The 14,945-nt window shown below is 71.3% G+C and carries 18 protein-coding genes and 2 pseudogenes; 4 read left to right on the top strand and 16 right to left on the bottom strand.

Annotated elements, in window-relative coordinates; translation table 11 throughout:
- Nucleotides 1-153: 153 nt before the first annotated feature.
- Nucleotides 154-477: a hypothetical protein gene (locus tag ACZ6AQ_RS03105; protein WP_468757087.1), complete on the bottom strand. Its 324-nt coding sequence runs from the start codon at nt 475-477 to the stop codon at nt 154-156.
- A 141-nt stretch (nt 478-618) separates the two neighbouring features.
- On the opposite strand from ACZ6AQ_RS03105, the gene ACZ6AQ_RS03110 reads away from it, so the two are divergent.
- On the top strand, nt 619-1,590 hold the full coding sequence (locus tag ACZ6AQ_RS03110) for a sigma-70 family RNA polymerase sigma factor (RefSeq protein ID WP_468757088.1): 972 nt from the start codon (nt 619-621) through the stop codon (nt 1,588-1,590).
- On the opposite strand, the gene ACZ6AQ_RS03115 is transcribed toward ACZ6AQ_RS03110, so the two are convergent.
- The 7 genes and pseudogenes from ACZ6AQ_RS03115 to ACZ6AQ_RS03145 form a co-directional block, all read right to left on the bottom strand.
- Nucleotides 1,579-1,884, bottom strand: a complete 306-nt coding sequence (locus ACZ6AQ_RS03115; RefSeq protein WP_468757090.1) for an STAS domain-containing protein — start codon at nt 1,882-1,884, stop codon at nt 1,579-1,581. The two genes, ACZ6AQ_RS03110 and ACZ6AQ_RS03115, sit on opposite strands and share 12 nt — an antisense overlap.
- A 138-nt stretch (nt 1,885-2,022) precedes the next feature.
- Complete coding sequence (locus ACZ6AQ_RS03120; RefSeq protein WP_468757091.1) at nt 2,023-2,232, bottom strand: DUF397 domain-containing protein; 210 nt, start codon at nt 2,230-2,232, stop codon at nt 2,023-2,025.
- Nucleotides 2,214-2,327 (bottom strand): annotated as a pseudogene (locus tag ACZ6AQ_RS03125) (XRE family transcriptional regulator); the annotation flags it as partial. The gene ACZ6AQ_RS03120 and the pseudogene ACZ6AQ_RS03125, both read right to left, overlap by 19 nt.
- Before the next feature lie 47 nt (nt 2,328-2,374).
- On the bottom strand, nt 2,375-2,584 hold the full coding sequence (locus ACZ6AQ_RS03130) for a DUF397 domain-containing protein (RefSeq protein ID WP_468757093.1): 210 nt from the start codon (nt 2,582-2,584) through the stop codon (nt 2,375-2,377).
- Nucleotides 2,566-2,799 (bottom strand): annotated as a pseudogene (locus ACZ6AQ_RS03135) (Scr1 family TA system antitoxin-like transcriptional regulator); the annotation flags it as partial. The gene ACZ6AQ_RS03130 and the pseudogene ACZ6AQ_RS03135, both read right to left, overlap by 19 nt.
- 61 nt (nt 2,800-2,860) lie before the next feature.
- The gene (locus tag ACZ6AQ_RS03140; RefSeq protein WP_468757094.1) at nt 2,861-3,073 is read right to left on the bottom strand and encodes a DUF397 domain-containing protein; all 213 of its coding nucleotides are present in this window, start codon (nt 3,071-3,073) and stop codon (nt 2,861-2,863) included.
- Nucleotides 3,052-3,897 (bottom strand): helix-turn-helix domain-containing protein, encoded by an 846-nt coding sequence (locus ACZ6AQ_RS03145; RefSeq protein ID WP_468757096.1) that lies wholly within the window; start codon nt 3,895-3,897, stop codon nt 3,052-3,054. The genes ACZ6AQ_RS03140 and ACZ6AQ_RS03145 overlap by 22 nt, the downstream gene beginning before the upstream one ends.
- A 216-nt stretch (nt 3,898-4,113) precedes the next feature.
- Between ACZ6AQ_RS03145 and ACZ6AQ_RS03150 the strand changes: the two genes are divergently transcribed.
- The 3 genes from ACZ6AQ_RS03150 (at nt 4,114) to ACZ6AQ_RS03160 (ending at nt 5,451) form a co-directional block, all read left to right on the top strand.
- Nucleotides 4,114-4,359, top strand: a complete 246-nt coding sequence (locus ACZ6AQ_RS03150; RefSeq protein ID WP_468757098.1) for a hypothetical protein — start codon at nt 4,114-4,116, stop codon at nt 4,357-4,359.
- Complete coding sequence (locus ACZ6AQ_RS03155) at nt 4,356-4,643, top strand: hypothetical protein (RefSeq protein ID WP_468757100.1); 288 nt, start codon at nt 4,356-4,358, stop codon at nt 4,641-4,643. Before ACZ6AQ_RS03150 ends, ACZ6AQ_RS03155 begins: the two co-directional genes overlap by 4 nt.
- Nucleotides 4,644-4,794: 151 nt before the next feature.
- Nucleotides 4,795-5,451, top strand: coding sequence for an HAD family hydrolase (locus ACZ6AQ_RS03160; protein WP_468757102.1), 657 nt, complete (start codon nt 4,795-4,797; stop codon nt 5,449-5,451).
- On the opposite strand, the gene ACZ6AQ_RS03165 is transcribed toward ACZ6AQ_RS03160, so the two are convergent.
- The 8 genes from ACZ6AQ_RS03165 to ACZ6AQ_RS03200 form a co-directional block, all read right to left on the bottom strand.
- Nucleotides 5,441-6,022 carry a Uma2 family endonuclease gene (locus ACZ6AQ_RS03165; protein WP_468757103.1) on the bottom strand — a complete coding sequence of 194 codons (582 nt, stop codon included), beginning with the start codon at nt 6,020-6,022 and terminating at the stop codon, nt 5,441-5,443. The genes ACZ6AQ_RS03160 and ACZ6AQ_RS03165 overlap by 11 nt on opposite strands.
- Nucleotides 6,023-6,129: 107 nt before the next feature.
- A complete protein-coding gene (locus ACZ6AQ_RS03170; protein ID WP_468757105.1) occupies nt 6,130-7,407 on the bottom strand; it encodes a thymidine phosphorylase in 1,278 nt (425 codons plus the stop codon).
- Between the two features lie 83 nt (nt 7,408-7,490).
- Entirely contained in the window at nt 7,491-7,910 is a 420-nt protein-coding gene (locus tag ACZ6AQ_RS03175; RefSeq protein ID WP_468757107.1) for a cytidine deaminase, read from the bottom strand.
- The gene (locus tag ACZ6AQ_RS03180) at nt 7,907-9,169 is read right to left on the bottom strand and encodes an ABC transporter permease (protein ID WP_468757108.1); all 1,263 of its coding nucleotides are present in this window, start codon (nt 9,167-9,169) and stop codon (nt 7,907-7,909) included. Before ACZ6AQ_RS03180 ends, ACZ6AQ_RS03175 begins: the two co-directional genes overlap by 4 nt.
- The gene (locus ACZ6AQ_RS03185; protein WP_468757109.1) at nt 9,166-10,284 is read right to left on the bottom strand and encodes an ABC transporter permease; all 1,119 of its coding nucleotides are present in this window, start codon (nt 10,282-10,284) and stop codon (nt 9,166-9,168) included. The genes ACZ6AQ_RS03180 and ACZ6AQ_RS03185 overlap by 4 nt, the downstream gene beginning before the upstream one ends.
- Nucleotides 10,281-11,996 carry an ABC transporter ATP-binding protein gene (locus tag ACZ6AQ_RS03190; protein WP_468757110.1) on the bottom strand — a complete coding sequence of 572 codons (1,716 nt, stop codon included), beginning with the start codon at nt 11,994-11,996 and terminating at the stop codon, nt 10,281-10,283. The genes ACZ6AQ_RS03185 and ACZ6AQ_RS03190 overlap by 4 nt, the downstream gene beginning before the upstream one ends.
- Before the next feature lie 107 nt (nt 11,997-12,103).
- On the bottom strand, nt 12,104-13,162 hold the full coding sequence (locus ACZ6AQ_RS03195; RefSeq protein WP_468757111.1) for a BMP family lipoprotein: 1,059 nt from the start codon (nt 13,160-13,162) through the stop codon (nt 12,104-12,106).
- Nucleotides 13,163-13,583: 421 nt separating this feature from the next.
- Nucleotides 13,584-14,804 (bottom strand): amidohydrolase, encoded by a 1,221-nt coding sequence (locus tag ACZ6AQ_RS03200; RefSeq protein ID WP_468757112.1) that lies wholly within the window; start codon nt 14,802-14,804, stop codon nt 13,584-13,586.
- Nucleotides 14,805-14,945: the final 141 nt, after the last annotated feature.

Below are 14,945 nucleotides of genomic sequence, written 5' to 3' on the forward strand. Positions count from 1 at the left end.
CTGGGGAAAAAGGGGGAAGGATTTTTTCGGCGCAGGAAAAAAACGGGGACCGCGCCCCGGACGCCCCCCCCCCCCCTCTCCCCGGAGGAAGACCCCCCCCCCCCCCCGGGCCGGCACCGCCGGGGCGGCAGGCCGGTGGCCGCCCCGGCCCGACTACTGCGACGCCAGCCAGGCCGCCCCCGCGGAGTGGACGTGCAGGTCGACGACGACCTCCTCGCCCTCCCGGCGCCCGCGCTCCGAGATCGCCAGGCCGATCAGCGCCAGGTCACCGGCCCGGCTCCGCAGCTCGTACTGCTCATGGGTCTCCTCGTCGACGTCGTCCGACTCGTCACGCTCCCAGGCGGCCACCGCGGCCTCGGCCACGGCCCCGGGCAGGCGCACCGTGACGCGGCCGACCTGGGCGTCGACATGTTTCCCGATGGCCGCCAGCACCTTGGAGTCCTCCCGGTACCGGACGTACTGCTCCTGATCCGTCACGGGGCGAGGCTACCCGGACTCCCGGGCCCGTTCCGGCCGGATTACCCCGGTGAACCCGTGCGGCCGGAGCGCCGGACCCGGTAACTTCCCTCTCACCGGCACCGGACGGGTGCCGGTGAGGGGTGAGTGGGGTGTGACCCGATGAACGACGCCGCGGTCGTGACGACCGAGGAACTCGACAAGTACCGCCGTGAACTGACCGGTTACTGCTACCGGATGCTCGGCTCGTCCTTCGAGGCGGAGGACGCGGTGCAGGACACCATGGTCCGCGCCTGGAAGGCCGTCGACTCCTTCGAGGGCCGCTCCTCGCTGCGGTCCTGGCTGTACCGGATCGCCACCAACGTCTGCCTGGACGCGCTGAACGCGGGCAACCGGCGGGCGCGGCCGATGGACCTGACCGGCCCGACGCCGGTGGCGCGGGCACAGCTCGTGAAGCAGCCCGAGATCACCTGGCTGGAGCCGGTGCCGGACGGGCGGGTGCTGCCCTCGGTGGCGGACCCGGCGGAGGCGGCCGTCGCCCGGGAGACCGTGCGGCTCGCGTTCGTGGCCGCGCTCCAGCACCTGCCGCCCAAACAGCGGGCGGTCCTCATCCTGCGCGAGGTGCTGGCCTGGCGGGCGAGCGAGGTCGCGGAACTCCTCGACACCTCCGTCGCCTCGGTCAACAGCGCGCTCCAGCGGGCCCGCGCGACCCTGGCCGAGCGGGCGCCGGCCGCCTCGGACGCGGCGGACCCGCTGGACGAGGAGCAGAAGGCGCTCCTGGAGCGGTACGTGGCCGCCTTCGAGGGCTACGACATGAAGGCGCTGACCGCGCTCCTCCACGAGGACGCGACGATGACCATGCCGCCGTACGACCTGTGGCTCCGGGGCCACGACGACATCGTGGGCTGGATGCTGGGCGTCGGCGACGTGTGCCGCGGCTCGAAGCTGGTCCCGACGGTGGCCAACGGCTCCCCGGCCTTCGCGCACTACCACCCGGACCCGGAGGGCGGTTACAGCCCGTGGGCGCTGATCGTCCTGGAGCTGCGGGACGGCAAGGTGGCCGGGATGGACTTCTTCCTGGACACCCCGCGCTGGTTCCCGCTCTTCGAGCTGCCGGAGCGGCTAGGGGCCTAGCGTCTCCTCCAGCCCGGCGAGCCGGAGCAGGGCCCGCAGGTCGGGCCCCACTCCGCGAAAGCGGATGCGGTGGCCGTGCCGGGCCGCCGCGAGCCCGAGCCGGGCGAGGGCGTCGACGGCGGCGAGGTCGGCCCGTACGAGCGCGCCGGCCTCGCAGACCACCCCGGCGGGCGGGGCGGCGGCGAGCCGCGCGCAGAGGCGGGCGACCTCCTCCCGCCCGGGCCGGGCGGTCAGGGTCACGACGAGGGGGCGGCCGGTGTCCGGTTCGCCGGCGCCCGGCTGGCTGGTGTCCACGCCCGATGTGACCGGCCCGGGGGCGGAAACTCATCGGAGACGCCTCCGGTCGGGGCGGCCGGCGGGTGGAGCGGGGCGGCACGGCCCGACGACGACGGCCCCGCGAACCTTCCGGTTCGCGGGGCCGTCGACACGCTCTCAGCCGTTCAGGCGCCCGCCCTTGACCGCCGCGACGAAGGAGGACCAGCCGCCCTCCGGGAACACGAGGACCGGACCGTGCGGAGCCTTGCTGTCCCGCACCGGGACAAGCGAGGTGAAGTCGTCGGAGACCTCGACGCACGCGCCACCGTCCGGGTTGCTGTAACTGCTCTTGCGCCAAGTCACGGCATTCAGGTCAACGGCTCGCACGGCACTTCCTCCAACATGCGCAGGATGAACTTCCGCGACTCAGCAGGGGACAGGGCCATGTCGCGCACCACATCGTAGGCACGCCGCATGCGCTCGATCCTCGTGCTCTGAAGGTTCACAGCGCCGTGCCGTCACCACACGCTCAGCGGTTCAGCCGCCCGCCCTTGACTGCCGTGACAAAGGAGGACCAGCCACCCATCGGGAACACGAGGACCGGACCGCGCGGAGCCTTGCTGTCCCGCACCGGGACAAGAGAGGTGAAGTCGTCGGAGACCTCGACACACGCGCCGCCGTCCTGGTTGCTGTAACTGCTCTTGCGCCAGCTCGCAGCGCTCAGGTCGATGAATCGCACAACAGCTCCTCCAACATACGCAGGACGAACTTCCGCGACTCGGCAAGGGAAAGAGTCACGTCACGCATCGCATCGTACGCACGCCGCATGTGCTCCACCACCGCGCTGCACTCGAACAGTTCGCCTCCGTATCCGTGCTCCGTGTACGCCACGGTGCGCCCACCCGGCAGTCGCAGGAACCACGACCCGCACAACCCCGCATCCTGCGGCAGCAGCAGACCCGGATACGCCGACGGCCCCGCGAACCGGAAGGTCCGCGGGGCCGTCGCCACACACTCAGCCGTTCAGGCACCCGCCCTTGACCGCCGCGACGAAGGAGGACCAGCCGCCCGCCGGGAACACGAGGACCGGGCCGCGCGGAGCCTTGCTGTCCCGCACCGGGACGACGGGGGCGAAGTCGTCGGAGACTTCGACACATGCACCACCGTCGGAGTTGCTGTAGGAACTCTTGCGCCAAGAAGCGGCGCTCAGGTCGATGCGTCGTCGCACGGTACTTCCTCCAACAAGGCCAGGATGAACTTCTGCGACTCAGCCGGAGAAAGCGCCCGGTCGCGCATCACATCGTACGCACGCTGCAAGGGCTCGACCGACGTGCTCTCTTCGATCAGCTCGCCATGACGAGCGTTTTCCGTGTACGCGACGGTGCGCCCGCTCTGCAATCGCAGGAACCACACGTCCGTGCTGTTCAGGCCGTGCACACCAGCGCGCAGAGGGAGGATCTGCAACGTCACGTCCGGGCGCTCCGCCACCTCCAGCAGGTATTCGAGCTGCGTGCGCCACTCCCCCGCGTCCCTCAGCGGTGTCCGCAGGACTGCCTCCGACAGGATCGTCCGGAACGGCGGTGCGTCCTCCCCCTCCAGCAATACCTTCCGACCCATTCGGGCTTCGACCTGCTGGTCCAGCTCCTTGCCCTTGTATCCGCCCGCCGCCAGCAGTTCCCGCGCGTACTCCGGCGTCTGCAACAAGCCCGGCATCACGCTCACCGCGAAGTGCCACAGGCTCACCGCCTCGGACTCCAGCGTGATGTACCGCCGGTAGCGCTCCTTGAACTGCGACTTGTCCCCCGCCGCCAGTTCCCACAGGGCGAGCAGCAGCTCCGGCGTCCCGTAGAACGTGTCCAGGGCCCGGACCACGTCCGGGCTGCCCAGCGTCTCGCCCTTCTCCATCTTCCCGAACAGGGACCAGTCCCAGCCCACCCGTTCCCCGAGCTGCCGCAGGCTCAGCTTGCGACCGGTCCGGAGTATCCGCAGCTCCTCGGCGAACCGCTGGCGCGGCTCCTGGCTGCGGCCGCTGACCACTCGTCGCTGCGGCATAACGCTCTTCCCTCCGGGTCGCTCGCGCGGGTGGACCGTACGACGGGCTGTGGAAGGTGTGGAACCGGTGCAGCACGGCGGGGAAGCACACCCCCGTCCACAGCCGGCCCGCCCACCTCCAAGCACATCCTCGTCACACCTGGGCTACGCAGCGTAATCCACCGCATGTCATCGGGTCCGGGAAACGACCGAACCGACCCACGAGGAGTGAGCCCCATGACACCCGCCCCGCACCAGCCGACCACCACCACGCCCAAGATCCGGGAGGCCCTGGACGCGCGGGACGCCCTCGCCGCCGCGCTCTCCCGGGCCGGCGTCCAGCTCCCCGCCCTGGACGTCCGCACCCCGTGGCCGGACGAGCGCGAGGAGGACGCCCGTTACGCCCTCGTCCACCTCGGCGTCTGCTCCGCGCCCGTCGCCCACGCGCTCGCCGCCGTGATCACGAACGGGCTCGCGCGGTGACCCGCGAAGGCGACGGCGTCCCCCGCGTCGGCGCGGTCGTCCTCGACACCGCCCGCAACGTCGTGGGCCGCGTCACGGGGGCCGGGGGCGCGTACCTCCGGCTCCGCCCCCTCTGCGGCGGCCCCGCGTGGGAGGTCGTACCGGCGGATCTGCATCGCCTCACCGGCGCGGAGCTGCTGAGCGCCCTCGTCGCCGAGGCCAACGCGCGCAGCCGGCGGAACAGCGGTAACGGGCCGCCGTACGGGCCGGGCCCGACGGAGTCCGGGCCCGGGCCCTCCCCGTGACCCACGTGCCGTCCGGGGAGCGATCGGCGGCGGGCGGTGCGGCGGTGAGCCGCGCGCGGAGGCCATCGGGGGCACGGCGAGGAGCCGCCCGGTGTGACCGGGCAAGGAGGGGCGGGGAAGCACCGGAGGGACCCTGCGTACGCTGTCGATCATGAATCTCGACCCTGTCGAACTGGTGATCTTCGACTGTGACGGCGTCCTGGTGGACAGCGAGCGGATCTACTGCCGAGTGGACCGGGAGGTGTTCTCCGGTCTCGGGGCGGAGTTCACCGAGGCGGAGATCGTCGAGCGGTTCGTGGGCTCCTCCCACGAGGTGCTGACGGCGATCCTGGAGGAGCGGATCGGTCGCCCCCTGGAGCCCGGCTGGCACGAGCCCTTCCGGCAACGGTACGAGGACGCCCTGGACGCGGAGCTGACCGCCGTCGAGGGCGTCGCCGGCGTGCTGGACACGTTGTCCGTCCCGTACTGCCTGGCCTCCAACGGCAGCCACTCCGACATTCGGCGCAACCTCGGCCGCACCGGGCTCCTGGAGCGCTTCGAGGGCCGGATCTTCAGCGCCCGTGACGTGGCCCGGGGCAAGCCCGCCCCGGACCTCTTCCTGCACGCCGCCGCCGTCATGGGGGCCCGGCCGGAACGCTGCGCCGTCGTGGAGGACAGCCCGTACGGAGTGGAGGCGGCCCGCGCGGCCGGCATGCGCGCCTTCGGCTACTGCGGCGGCCTGACCCGCGCGGACCGGCTGGCGGGGCCGGGGACGGTGGTCTTCGAGGACATGCGGGTGCTGCCGGGGCTGTTGGGGGTCAGCCGGTAGGGAACTCGCCCGTGTCGAGGGTGAGGTCGAAGGGGGCGGGAAGGTGGATCTTCTCGCCGAAGGGGACGGCACGGAGGACGCGGTAGACGTCGGACGCGGGCTGCCCGTAGAGCGTGACCGTCGGCCCGCCCGGCGCCCAGCGGTCGACCAGGAGGTAGAGCGGCACGCCGGCTGTCGCGTAGCCGGCCGCCTTCGCGATCCGGTCGTGGTTCGCGTTCGACTTCGAGGTGATCTCCACGACGAGTTCCGCCTCCACGGCCGGGACGGAGTGGCCGTCGGACTCTCGCAGTGCCGCCTTGGGCACGATCAACAGGTCGGGGATGTACATACCCGCCCGTGCGGGGATCGCGACGGCCTGCGTCTGATAGACGCCCAGGTCGTCCGGGATCACCCGGTACAGCCTGCGCTGGATCTCTTCCGCGATGCTGTTGTGCTGGTTGGCGGGTGACGGTGCCACGGTGATGATCCCCTCGATGATCTCCACCTTGCAGCCCTCGGGCCCGTCCATCTCGTGCCAGAGGCGGACGACGTCGTCCCAGCCCTGCCCGGGCTCGGCAGCGAGTGCGCTCATGGTGTGCTCCTCGGTCGGTCGTCACCGATCCCAGCATGCCGAACGGGACCGGTGGGGGTCCACCGGTCCCGTTCGCCCGAAGGTGTCATCGGCACATGCCGAGGCCGTTACGCGATGCGGTCCAGGACGATCGGGGAGGCCGTGAAGTCCGTGCCCGCCGGGGCGATGTCCCAGGCGCCCTCCAGGGAGCCCAGGGCGTAGTCGAACTTCTCCGGGGTGTCCGTGTGCAGGGTCATCAGGGGCTGCCCCGCCGTGACCGTGTCGCCCGGCTTGGCGTGCAGCTCGACGCCCGCGCCCGCCTGCACCGGGTCCTCCTTGCGGGCGCGGCCCGCGCCCAGGCGCCAGGCGGCGACGCCGACGTCGTACGCGTCCAGGCGGGTCAGGACGCCGGACGACGGGGCCGTCACGACGTGCTGCTCGCGGGCGACCGGGAGGGCCGCGTCCGGGTCGCCGCCCTGGGCCGCGATCATCCGGCGCCAGACGTCCATCGCGGAGCCGTCCGCGAGGGCCTTCGCCGGGTCGGCGTCCTTGATCCCGGCCGCGTCGAGCATCTCGCGGGCGAGCGCGAGCGTCAGCTCGACGACGTCCGCCGGGCCGCCGCCCGCGAGGACCTCGACCGACTCGCGGATCTCCAGGGCGTTGCCGGCGGTCAGGCCGAGCGGGGTGGACATGTCGGTGAGGAGCGCGACCGTCTTCACGCCGCTGTCGGTGCCGAGCCGCACCATGGTGGAGGCCAGCTCGCGGGCGTCCTCGATGGTCTTCATGAAGGCGCCGGTGCCGACCTTGACGTCCAGGACGAGCGAGCCGGTGCCCTCGGCGATCTTCTTGGACATGATCGAGGAGGCGATCAGCGGGATCGCCTCGACCGTGCCGGTGACGTCGCGGAGCGCGTACAGCTTCTTGTCCGCCGGGGCGAGGCCGTCGCCCGCCGCGCAGATGACCGCGCCGGTGGTGTCGAGGACGTGCAGCATCTCCTCGTTGGAGAGCAGCGCGCGCCAGCCGGGGATCGACTCCAGCTTGTCGAGGGTGCCGCCGGTGTGGCCGAGGCCCCGGCCGGAGAGCTGCGGCACGGCCGCGCCGCAGGCGGCGACGAGCGGGGCGAGCGGGAGGGTGATCTTGTCGCCGACGCCGCCGGTGGAGTGCTTGTCGGCGGTGGGGCGGGAGAGCGAGGAGAAGTCCATGCGCTCGCCGGAGGCGATCATGGCCGCGGTCCAGCGGGCGATCTCGTCGCGGTTCATGCCGTTCAGCAGGATCGCCATGGCCAGGGCGGACATCTGCTCGTCGGCGACCGCGCCGCGGGTGTAGGCGTCGATGACCCAGTCGATCTGTTCCGGGCTCAGCTCGCCCTTGTCCCGCTTGGTGCGGATGACGGAGATGACGTCCATGGGGTGGTGCCTCTTTCTACGCGCATAGAAGGGGAAAGGAGGAGCGGCCCTCCCCATCGTGCCGGAAGGGCCGCTCCGAAGTGCTACGTGCTGAGGTGGTCCGGGCCGAACGCCTGCGGGAGCATCTCGGCCAGGGTCAGGAACCCGGCCGGGGTCTCCAGGACCAGCTCGGGCCCGCCGAACTCGTACAAGAGCTGCCGGCAGCGGCCGCACGGGACCAGGGACTCGCCCCGGCCGTCCACGCAGACGAAGTGGGTCAGCCGGCCGCCGCCGGTCGCCCGGAGCTGCGAGACGAGCCCGCACTCGGCGCACAGGCCGATGCCGAAGGAGGCGTTCTCCACGTTGCAGCCGGAGACCGTCCGCCCGTCGTCCACGAGGGCCGCCGCGCCGACCGGATAGTCCGAGTAGGGGGCGTACGCGTGGGACATCGCCTCGCGCGCCGCGACCCGCAGGGCCTCCCAGCCGGACTCGGGAAGACCGGTGCCGGAGGGGTCCGCGCTCACTTGCCCTGCCCCTTCCGGTACGGAAGGCCGTCCGCCTTCGGCATCCGCAGGCGCTGCGCCGACAGGGCGAGCACGAGCAGGGTGGTGATGTACGGGGCGGCGTCGACGAACTGGCTCGGGACCTCGTCGGTCAGCCCGTACCAGAGGAAGAACCCGGCGGAGAAGACGGCGGAGACCACCGCGGCCACGTACTTCTTCTTGTAGAGCTGCCACAGGGCGGCGATCACCAGGAGGACCGCGACCAGGAGCAGCAGCGCGTGGACGTTCTCGGCGCCGCCGCGCAGCTTGAGGCTGTCGGTGAAGCCGAAGAGGCCCGCGCCGAGCGCCATGCCGCCGGGCATCCAGTTGCCGAAGATCATCGCGGCGAGACCGATGTAGCCGCGGCCGCCGGTCTGGCCCTCCTGGTAGATGCCGGTGGCGACGATCGCGAGGAAGGCGCCGCCGAGGCCGGCGAGGGCGCCGGAGACGGTGACGGCGATGTACTTGTACTTGTAGACGTTGACGCCCAGGGACTCGGCGGCGACCGGGTTCTCGCCGCAGGAGCGCAGCCGCAGGCCGAAGGCCGTGCGCCACAGCACCCACCAGGTGGCCGGGATCAGCAGGATCGCGACGACGGTGAGCAGCGACAGGTTGGTGACCAGGCCGCCGAGGATGCCGGCGAGGTCGGAGACCAGGAACCAGTGCTTGGCCTGGAGGTCCTGGAGCCAGTCCGACAGCCCCGGTACCGTGATCTTGGTGATCTCCTCGACGCGCGGCGACTGCTTGGAGGAGCCGCCCTCGGCCTCGGCGAACGTGAAGTTCGACAGGTACTGGGTGAAGCCGACCGCGAGGATGTTGATCGCCACGCCGGAGACGATGTGGTTCACGTTGAACGTGACGGTGATGACCGCGTGGAGCAGACCGCCGAGCGCGCCGCCGACGAGGCCGAGCAGGACGCCCGTCCAGGGGCCCCACTGGTAGCCGGCCCAGGCGCCGAACCAGGTGCCGAGCACCATCATGCCTTCGAGGCCGATGTTGACGACGCCCGCGCGCTCGGCCCACAGACCGCCGAGACCGGCGAGGCCGATCGGGACGGCGAGCTGGAGCGCGCCGGAGACCTGGCCCACGGAGGTGAGGTCGTCGGCCCCGGAGACGACCCGGACCAGGGAGAAGAGGACGAGTCCGGCCGCGACGATCAGCAGGATCCACGGCAGGGTGAGCTTGCGGCGCCCGCCGCCCTTGGGCGCGGCGCTCGGCTTGGTGGCGGCGGCGGTGCTCATGCCGAGACCTCCTTGTCGGTCTTGAGGGCGCCGCCGGCGGCGAGTTCCTCGCCGACCTTCTGCTGCTGGCGGCGGAGGCCGTAACGGCGGACGAGCTCGTAGGAGACGACCACGGCGATCACGATGATGCCCTGCATGATCTGGGTGATCTCCTTCGGGTAACCCTCGGTGTCCAGCGTCGAGGACGCCTTGTCGAGGAACGCGAAGAGCAGGGCCGCGAACAGGATGCCGACCGGGTGGTTGCGGCCGAGCAGGGCGATGGTGATGGCGGTGAAGCCGACACCGGTGGGGAAGTCGAGGCTGTACGTGTGGGACTCGCCGAGCAGCGTCGGCATGCCGGAGAGACCGGCCAGCGCGCCCGAGAGCAGCATCGAGGTGAGGACCATCTTCTTGGCGTCGACGCCGCTGGCCTGGGCGGCGGACTCGCTGGCGCCGGTGGCGCGCAGGTCGAAGCCGAACCGGGTGCGGTTGAGGACGAACCAGTAGACGACGCCGAGGGCGAGGGCGACGAAGGTGAAGCCGTAGACGACGCCGTTGCCCTCCCCCATGTCGATGCCGGGGAACCAGCCGGACTCCGCGATCTTTCCGGTGGTGAGGTTGTTGGAGCCCGCGGGCTGCACGCCGAAGTTCTTCGGCAGGATCAGCCAGGCGACCAGGGAGGTCGCGATGGCGTTCAGCATGATCGTCGAGACGACCTCGGAGACGCCCCGGGTGGTCTTCAGGACGCCGGCGATGCCGGACCAGAAGGCGCCGGTGAGCATGGCGACGAGCACGATCACCAGGATGTGCAGCGGGCCGGGCAGCTCGATCGAGGCGCCGACCAGGGCCGACACCATCGCGGCGAGCCGGTACTGGCCGTCGACGCCGATGTTGAACAGGTTCATCCGGAACCCGATGGCCACGGCCAGGGCCGCCAGGTAGTAGATCCCGGCCTGGTTGACGATCAGCACCTGGATGTCGGAGTACGCGGCGTTGTCGATCATCAGCGTGATCGGCTCGATCGGGTCCAGGCCCGTCGCGAGCAGCACCAGGACGGTGAGCACGAACGCGGAGACGAGCGCGAGCACCGGGCCGGCGGCCCCGATGATCAGCTTGTCCTTGTCGAATTTCATCATCGGGCGTCACCGTCTCCGGAGTGCTCTTCAGTGCCTTCGAGGCGTCCGGTGGCCGCGCCGGTCATGGCGGAGCCCAGCTCCTCGGGCGTGATGGTGGCGGGGTCCGCGTCGGCGACGAGCCTGCCGCGGTACATGACCTTGAGGGTGTCGGAGAGGCCGATCAGCTCGTCGAGGTCGGCGGAGATCAGCAGCACCGCCAGGCCCTCGCGGCGGGCGTCCCGGATCGCGTCCCAGATCTGCGCCTGCGCGCCGACGTCCACGCCGCGGGTGGGGTGGGCGGCGATCAGGAACTTGGGGGCGTGGCTCATCTCGCGGCCGACGATCAGCTTCTGCTGGTTGCCGCCGGAGAGGGAGGCCGCGGTGACGTCGATGCCGGGGGTGCGCACGTCGTACTCGCGGACGATCCGCTCGGTGTCCTTGCGGGCGGCCTTCGGGTCGAGGACGCCCCGCCGGGAGTTGGGGGCCTCGGTGACGTGGCCGAGGATGCGGTTCTCCCAGAGGGGAGACTCCAGGAGCAGGCCGTGGCGGTGCCGGTCCTCGGGGATGTAGCCGATGCCGCCCTCGCGGCGCTTGCGCACCGAGACCCTGGTGATGTCCGTGCCGTCGAGGGTGATGACACCCGCGTCGGGGACGGACATGCCCATCAGGGCCTCGATCAGCTCGGTCTGGCCGTTGCCCTCGACGCCCGCGATGCCGAGGATCTCGCCCTTGTGGATGGTGAGGGAGACGTCGTCGAGGAGCTTGCGGCCCCCCGCGGCCTCCTCGTGCACGGCGGCGGAACCGGCGGGGTCCGGCGGGGCGGCGCTGGTCAGCGGAGCGGCACCGGTGGAGCCGGCCTCGGACAGGGTCAGGCCCTCCACCCGGAGCATCGGCACGTCGGTGACGGTCGACTCGCGGGTCTCCGGCGAGGGCAGCTCGCTGCCGACCATCAGCTCGGCGAGCTGCTTGGTGGTGGCGGTCTTCGGGTCGGCGGTGCCGACCGTGGTACCCCGGCGGATGACGGTGATGTCGTCGGCGACCTTCAGGACCTCGCCCAGCTTGTGCGAGATGAAGATGACGGTCAGGCCCTCGGACTTGAGCTCCCGCAGGTTGTCGAAGAGCGCGTCGACCTCCTGCGGGACGAGCACGGCGGTCGGCTCGTCGAGGATGAGGATGCGGGCGCCGCGGTAGAGGACCTTGAGGATCTCCACGCGCTGCCGGTCGGCGACGCCGAGGTCCTCGACGAGGGCGTCCGGGCGGACCCCGAGGCCGTACTGGTCGGAGATCTCCCGGATCTTCTTCCGGGCCCCGGCGCCGATGCCGTGGAGCTTCTCGCCGCCGAGGACGACGTTCTCCAGGACGGTGAGGTTGTCGGCGAGCATGAAGTGCTGGTGCACCATGCCGATGCCGCGCGCGATGGCGTCACCGGGGCTGGAGAAGGTGACCTGCTCGCCGTCGACGGCGATGGTGCCCTCGTCCGGCTTCTGCATGCCGTAGAGGATCTTCATGAGGGTCGACTTGCCGGCACCGTTCTCGCCGATGAGGGCGTGCACGGTGCCCTTGCGGACCGTGATGGCGATGTCCTTGTTGGCGACGACGCCGGGGAATCGCTTGGTGATGCCGTGCAGTTCTACGGCGGGGGGGCTGGACGCGTTGATGACGCACTCTCCTTGGCCGGAAGGAGCGGGAGCGGGAGGGCAGGGCGGGGCGAAGCTATCGTGCCGAGGAGACATCTACACGCGTAGCACTGCCGGAGAATGAAAATCCGTACGGGAACGGGGCCCGGCCCCGGTGGAGGTCCCACCGTGACCGGGCCCAGCGGTCGCTGACCTGCGGTTCCTTACGGAGCGGTCTTGACCGTGATCTTGCCGTCGACGATGTCCTTCTTCGCCTTCGCGACGGCGGCGGTGACGTCGGTCATCTTCTGGTACGCCGGGTTGGAGTCGGCCAGGCCGACACCGTCCTGGGCGAGGCCGTAGCGGACCTCACCGGTCTGCGGCTTGCCGTCCTTGACCGACTTGATCAGGTTGAAGACGGAGTCCGAGACGTCCTTGGTGACCGAGGTCAGGATGTGGTCCTTGTACTTGGCCAGACCCGCCTGGCTGTACTGGTCGGAGTCGACGCCGATGGCCCACTTGCCCGCGGTCGCGGCGGCCTCGATCGAGCCGGAACCGGCCAGACCGGCGGCGGCGTAGATCACGTCGGCGCCCTTGTCGAGCTGGCCCTGCGCGGCGGCCTTGCCGAGGTCGGGCTTGGAGAAGCCGTCGAAGTTCGGCGGCTGGGTCAGGTACTGGACGAGCACCTTCGCCTTGGGGTTGGTGTCCTTGGCGCCCTGCGCGAAGCCCGCCTCGAACTTCTTGATCAGCGGGACCTCGACGCCGCCGATGAAGCCGACGATGCCGGTCTTGGACGCCTTGGCGGCGGCGACGCCGGCCAGGTAGGAGCCCTGCTCCTCGTTGAAGACGAGGTTGGCGATGTTCGGGCCGGTCACCGAGGTGTCGTCGATGATGCCGAAGGTGGTCTTCGGGTACGCCTTGGCCACCTTCTCGATGGCCGGGGCGTAGGCGAAGCCGACGCCGATGACCGGGTTGTTGCCGCCGCGGGCGAGGGCGGTGAGGCGCTGCACCTTGTCGGCGTCGCCCTCACCGGCCGAGGGCTCGGCCTCCTTGCCCTTGACGCCCAGCTCCTTCTCGGCCTTCTGGAGGCCCGCGTAGGCGGCGTCGTTGAAGGACTGGTCGCCGCGGCCGCCGATGTCGTACGCGATGGCGGCGGTGACCGACTTCGTGTCCGAGCTGGAGCTGGAGCCGGAGCCCGACGAGGACTTGCCACACGCGGTGGCGGAGAGAGCGAGCGCCGCGGAGGCGATGCCCACGGTCGTGATCCTGGTGATCCGGCGCAAGAGGAGGGTCCCTTCAAGACTGACCGAAAGCGCCTCTTCCGGCGCTGGTTTCGCGGCGATCGTAACGCGCGTAGATGTCAGTTAAAGACCCGTTCATGAGTCGTTATCGGATCGTCGCGAACCGGTCGGTCCCGGGCCACCGAGGGCGTTCGGGCCGGTACCGCCGGTTATACCGGCGGGCGGCGGCGCCGGGACCGGGGCGTGCGCACGACACGCGGGCGCCGGGCCGGACGGGTGAACCGGGCGGGCGGACTCGGCGGGAGCCGTCCGGGTGGGAGGCGGTCGGACGGGAGGCGGTCGGACGGGAGGCGTCCGGACGGTGCCGGAACCGGGGCGGCCCGGGGCCGGGGGCCGTCCCGCCGGAGCCGGGCGGCGGCCCGTGGGTCCGGGCCGCCCGCCCGTCCGGCCTGCTGTTCGGGGGTCAGGGCTGCGGCAGGCCGTCGATCAGGGCCGCCGCCGTGAAGAGCTCCACGGCGGTCTCGATGCAGCTCTCGTCCACGTCGAAGTCGCCGGCATGGAGGTCGCGGACCCGGGTGTCGCCGGGGGTGCGGACGCCGAGGCGCGCCATGGCGCCGGGGACGTGCTCCAGGTACCAGGAGAAGTCCTCGCCGCCGAGGCTCTGCTCGGTGTCCTCGATCGCGTGCAGCCCGCGCCGGGCGGTCATGGCGTCGCGGAGCAGTTCGGCGACGTCCGTGTCGTTGACCACCGGGGGGACGCCCCGGACGTAGGTGACGGTCGACTTGGCGCGGTGCAGGGAGGCGATCTCGTCGATGGCCGCGTGCACCAGGTCGGGCGCGTCGCGCCAGGCCGGCAGGTCGAGGCAGCGGACGGTGCCGGAGAGTTCGGCGTGCTGCGGGATGACGTTGGGGGCGTGGCCGGACTCGATGCGGCCCCAGGTGACCGAGAGGCCCGAGCGGGCGTCGACGCGGCGGGCCAGGACGGCCGGGACGTCGGTGGCGACGCGGGCGGCGGCGGTGACCAGGTCGGTGGTGAGGTGCGGCCGCGCGGTGTGGCCGCCGGGGCCGTCGAGGGTCACTTCGAGCCGGTCGCAGGCGGAGGTGATGGGACCGGCGCGGAGGCCGATCTTCCCCGCGTCGACCTTGGGGTCGCAGTGGACGGCGATGATCCGGCCGACGCCGTTCAGGACGCCCGCCTCGACCGCGTCGGCGGCGCCGCCGGGGAGGACCTCCTCGGCGGGCTGGAAGATCAGCCGCACGGCGTTCGGGAGGAGCCCCTGCCGGTCGAGGTCGGCGAGGACGAGACCGGCACCGAGGACGGTGGTGGTGTGGACGTCGTGTCCGCAGGCGTGGGCGCGGTTGGCCACGGTGGAGCGGTAGGCGACGGTCTTGATGTCGGGGATGGGGAGCGCGTCCAGGTCGGCACGGAGGGCCAGCACGGGACGGGCGGGGTCCGGGGTGCCGATGTCGCAGACGAGTCCCGTCCCGGCCGGAAGGACCTGCGGCGCGAGTCCGGCCGCCTCCAGGCGGGCCTTGAGCGCGGCGGTCGTACGGAACTCCTGCTTTCCCAGCTCGGGGTGCATGTGCAGGTCTCTGCGGAACGCGATCAGTTCGGCGCGCAGGGAGGCGGACAGCTTTCCGGGCAGGGTGGCGGAGCCTGGCTCACGGGACTTGGGCTGGTTCACCTTTTGAAGGGTATGCCTTCGGGGTGGTCAACTGCCCGTTGATCACGAAAAGTTCAACCCGTTAGGGGAAAGATCCCTTGTTTCCGGGGCTTGAGGGGTCCTCCTTGTGGGTAAGCTCACCCGTTTTCAGAGCGGCTTCCG

The sequence above is a fragment of the Streptomyces sp. NPDC041191 genome, from assembly GCF_055591945.1.

Bases quoted from the DNA above. Each gene is read 5' to 3' on its own strand.
- ACZ6AQ_RS03110 (WP_468757088.1), top strand. From the start codon at position 619: ATGAACGACGCCGCGGTCGTGACGACCGAGGAACTCGACAAGTACCGC.
- ACZ6AQ_RS03145 (WP_468757096.1), bottom strand. From the start codon at position 3,897: ATGCCGCAGCGACGAGTGGTCAGCGGCCGCAGCCAGGAGCCGCGCCAG.
- ACZ6AQ_RS03150 (WP_468757098.1), top strand. From the start codon at position 4,114: ATGACACCCGCCCCGCACCAGCCGACCACCACCACGCCCAAGATCCGG.
- ACZ6AQ_RS03160 (WP_468757102.1), top strand. From the start codon at position 4,795: ATGAATCTCGACCCTGTCGAACTGGTGATCTTCGACTGTGACGGCGTC.
- ACZ6AQ_RS03165 (WP_468757103.1), bottom strand. From the start codon at position 6,022: ATGAGCGCACTCGCTGCCGAGCCCGGGCAGGGCTGGGACGACGTCGTC.
- ACZ6AQ_RS03170 (WP_468757105.1), bottom strand. From the start codon at position 7,407: ATGGACGTCATCTCCGTCATCCGCACCAAGCGGGACAAGGGCGAGCTG.
- ACZ6AQ_RS03180 (WP_468757108.1), bottom strand. From the start codon at position 9,169: ATGAGCACCGCCGCCGCCACCAAGCCGAGCGCCGCGCCCAAGGGCGGC.
- ACZ6AQ_RS03185 (WP_468757109.1), bottom strand. From the start codon at position 10,284: ATGATGAAATTCGACAAGGACAAGCTGATCATCGGGGCCGCCGGCCCG.
- ACZ6AQ_RS03190 (WP_468757110.1), bottom strand. From the start codon at position 11,996: ATGTCTCCTCGGCACGATAGCTTCGCCCCGCCCTGCCCTCCCGCTCCC.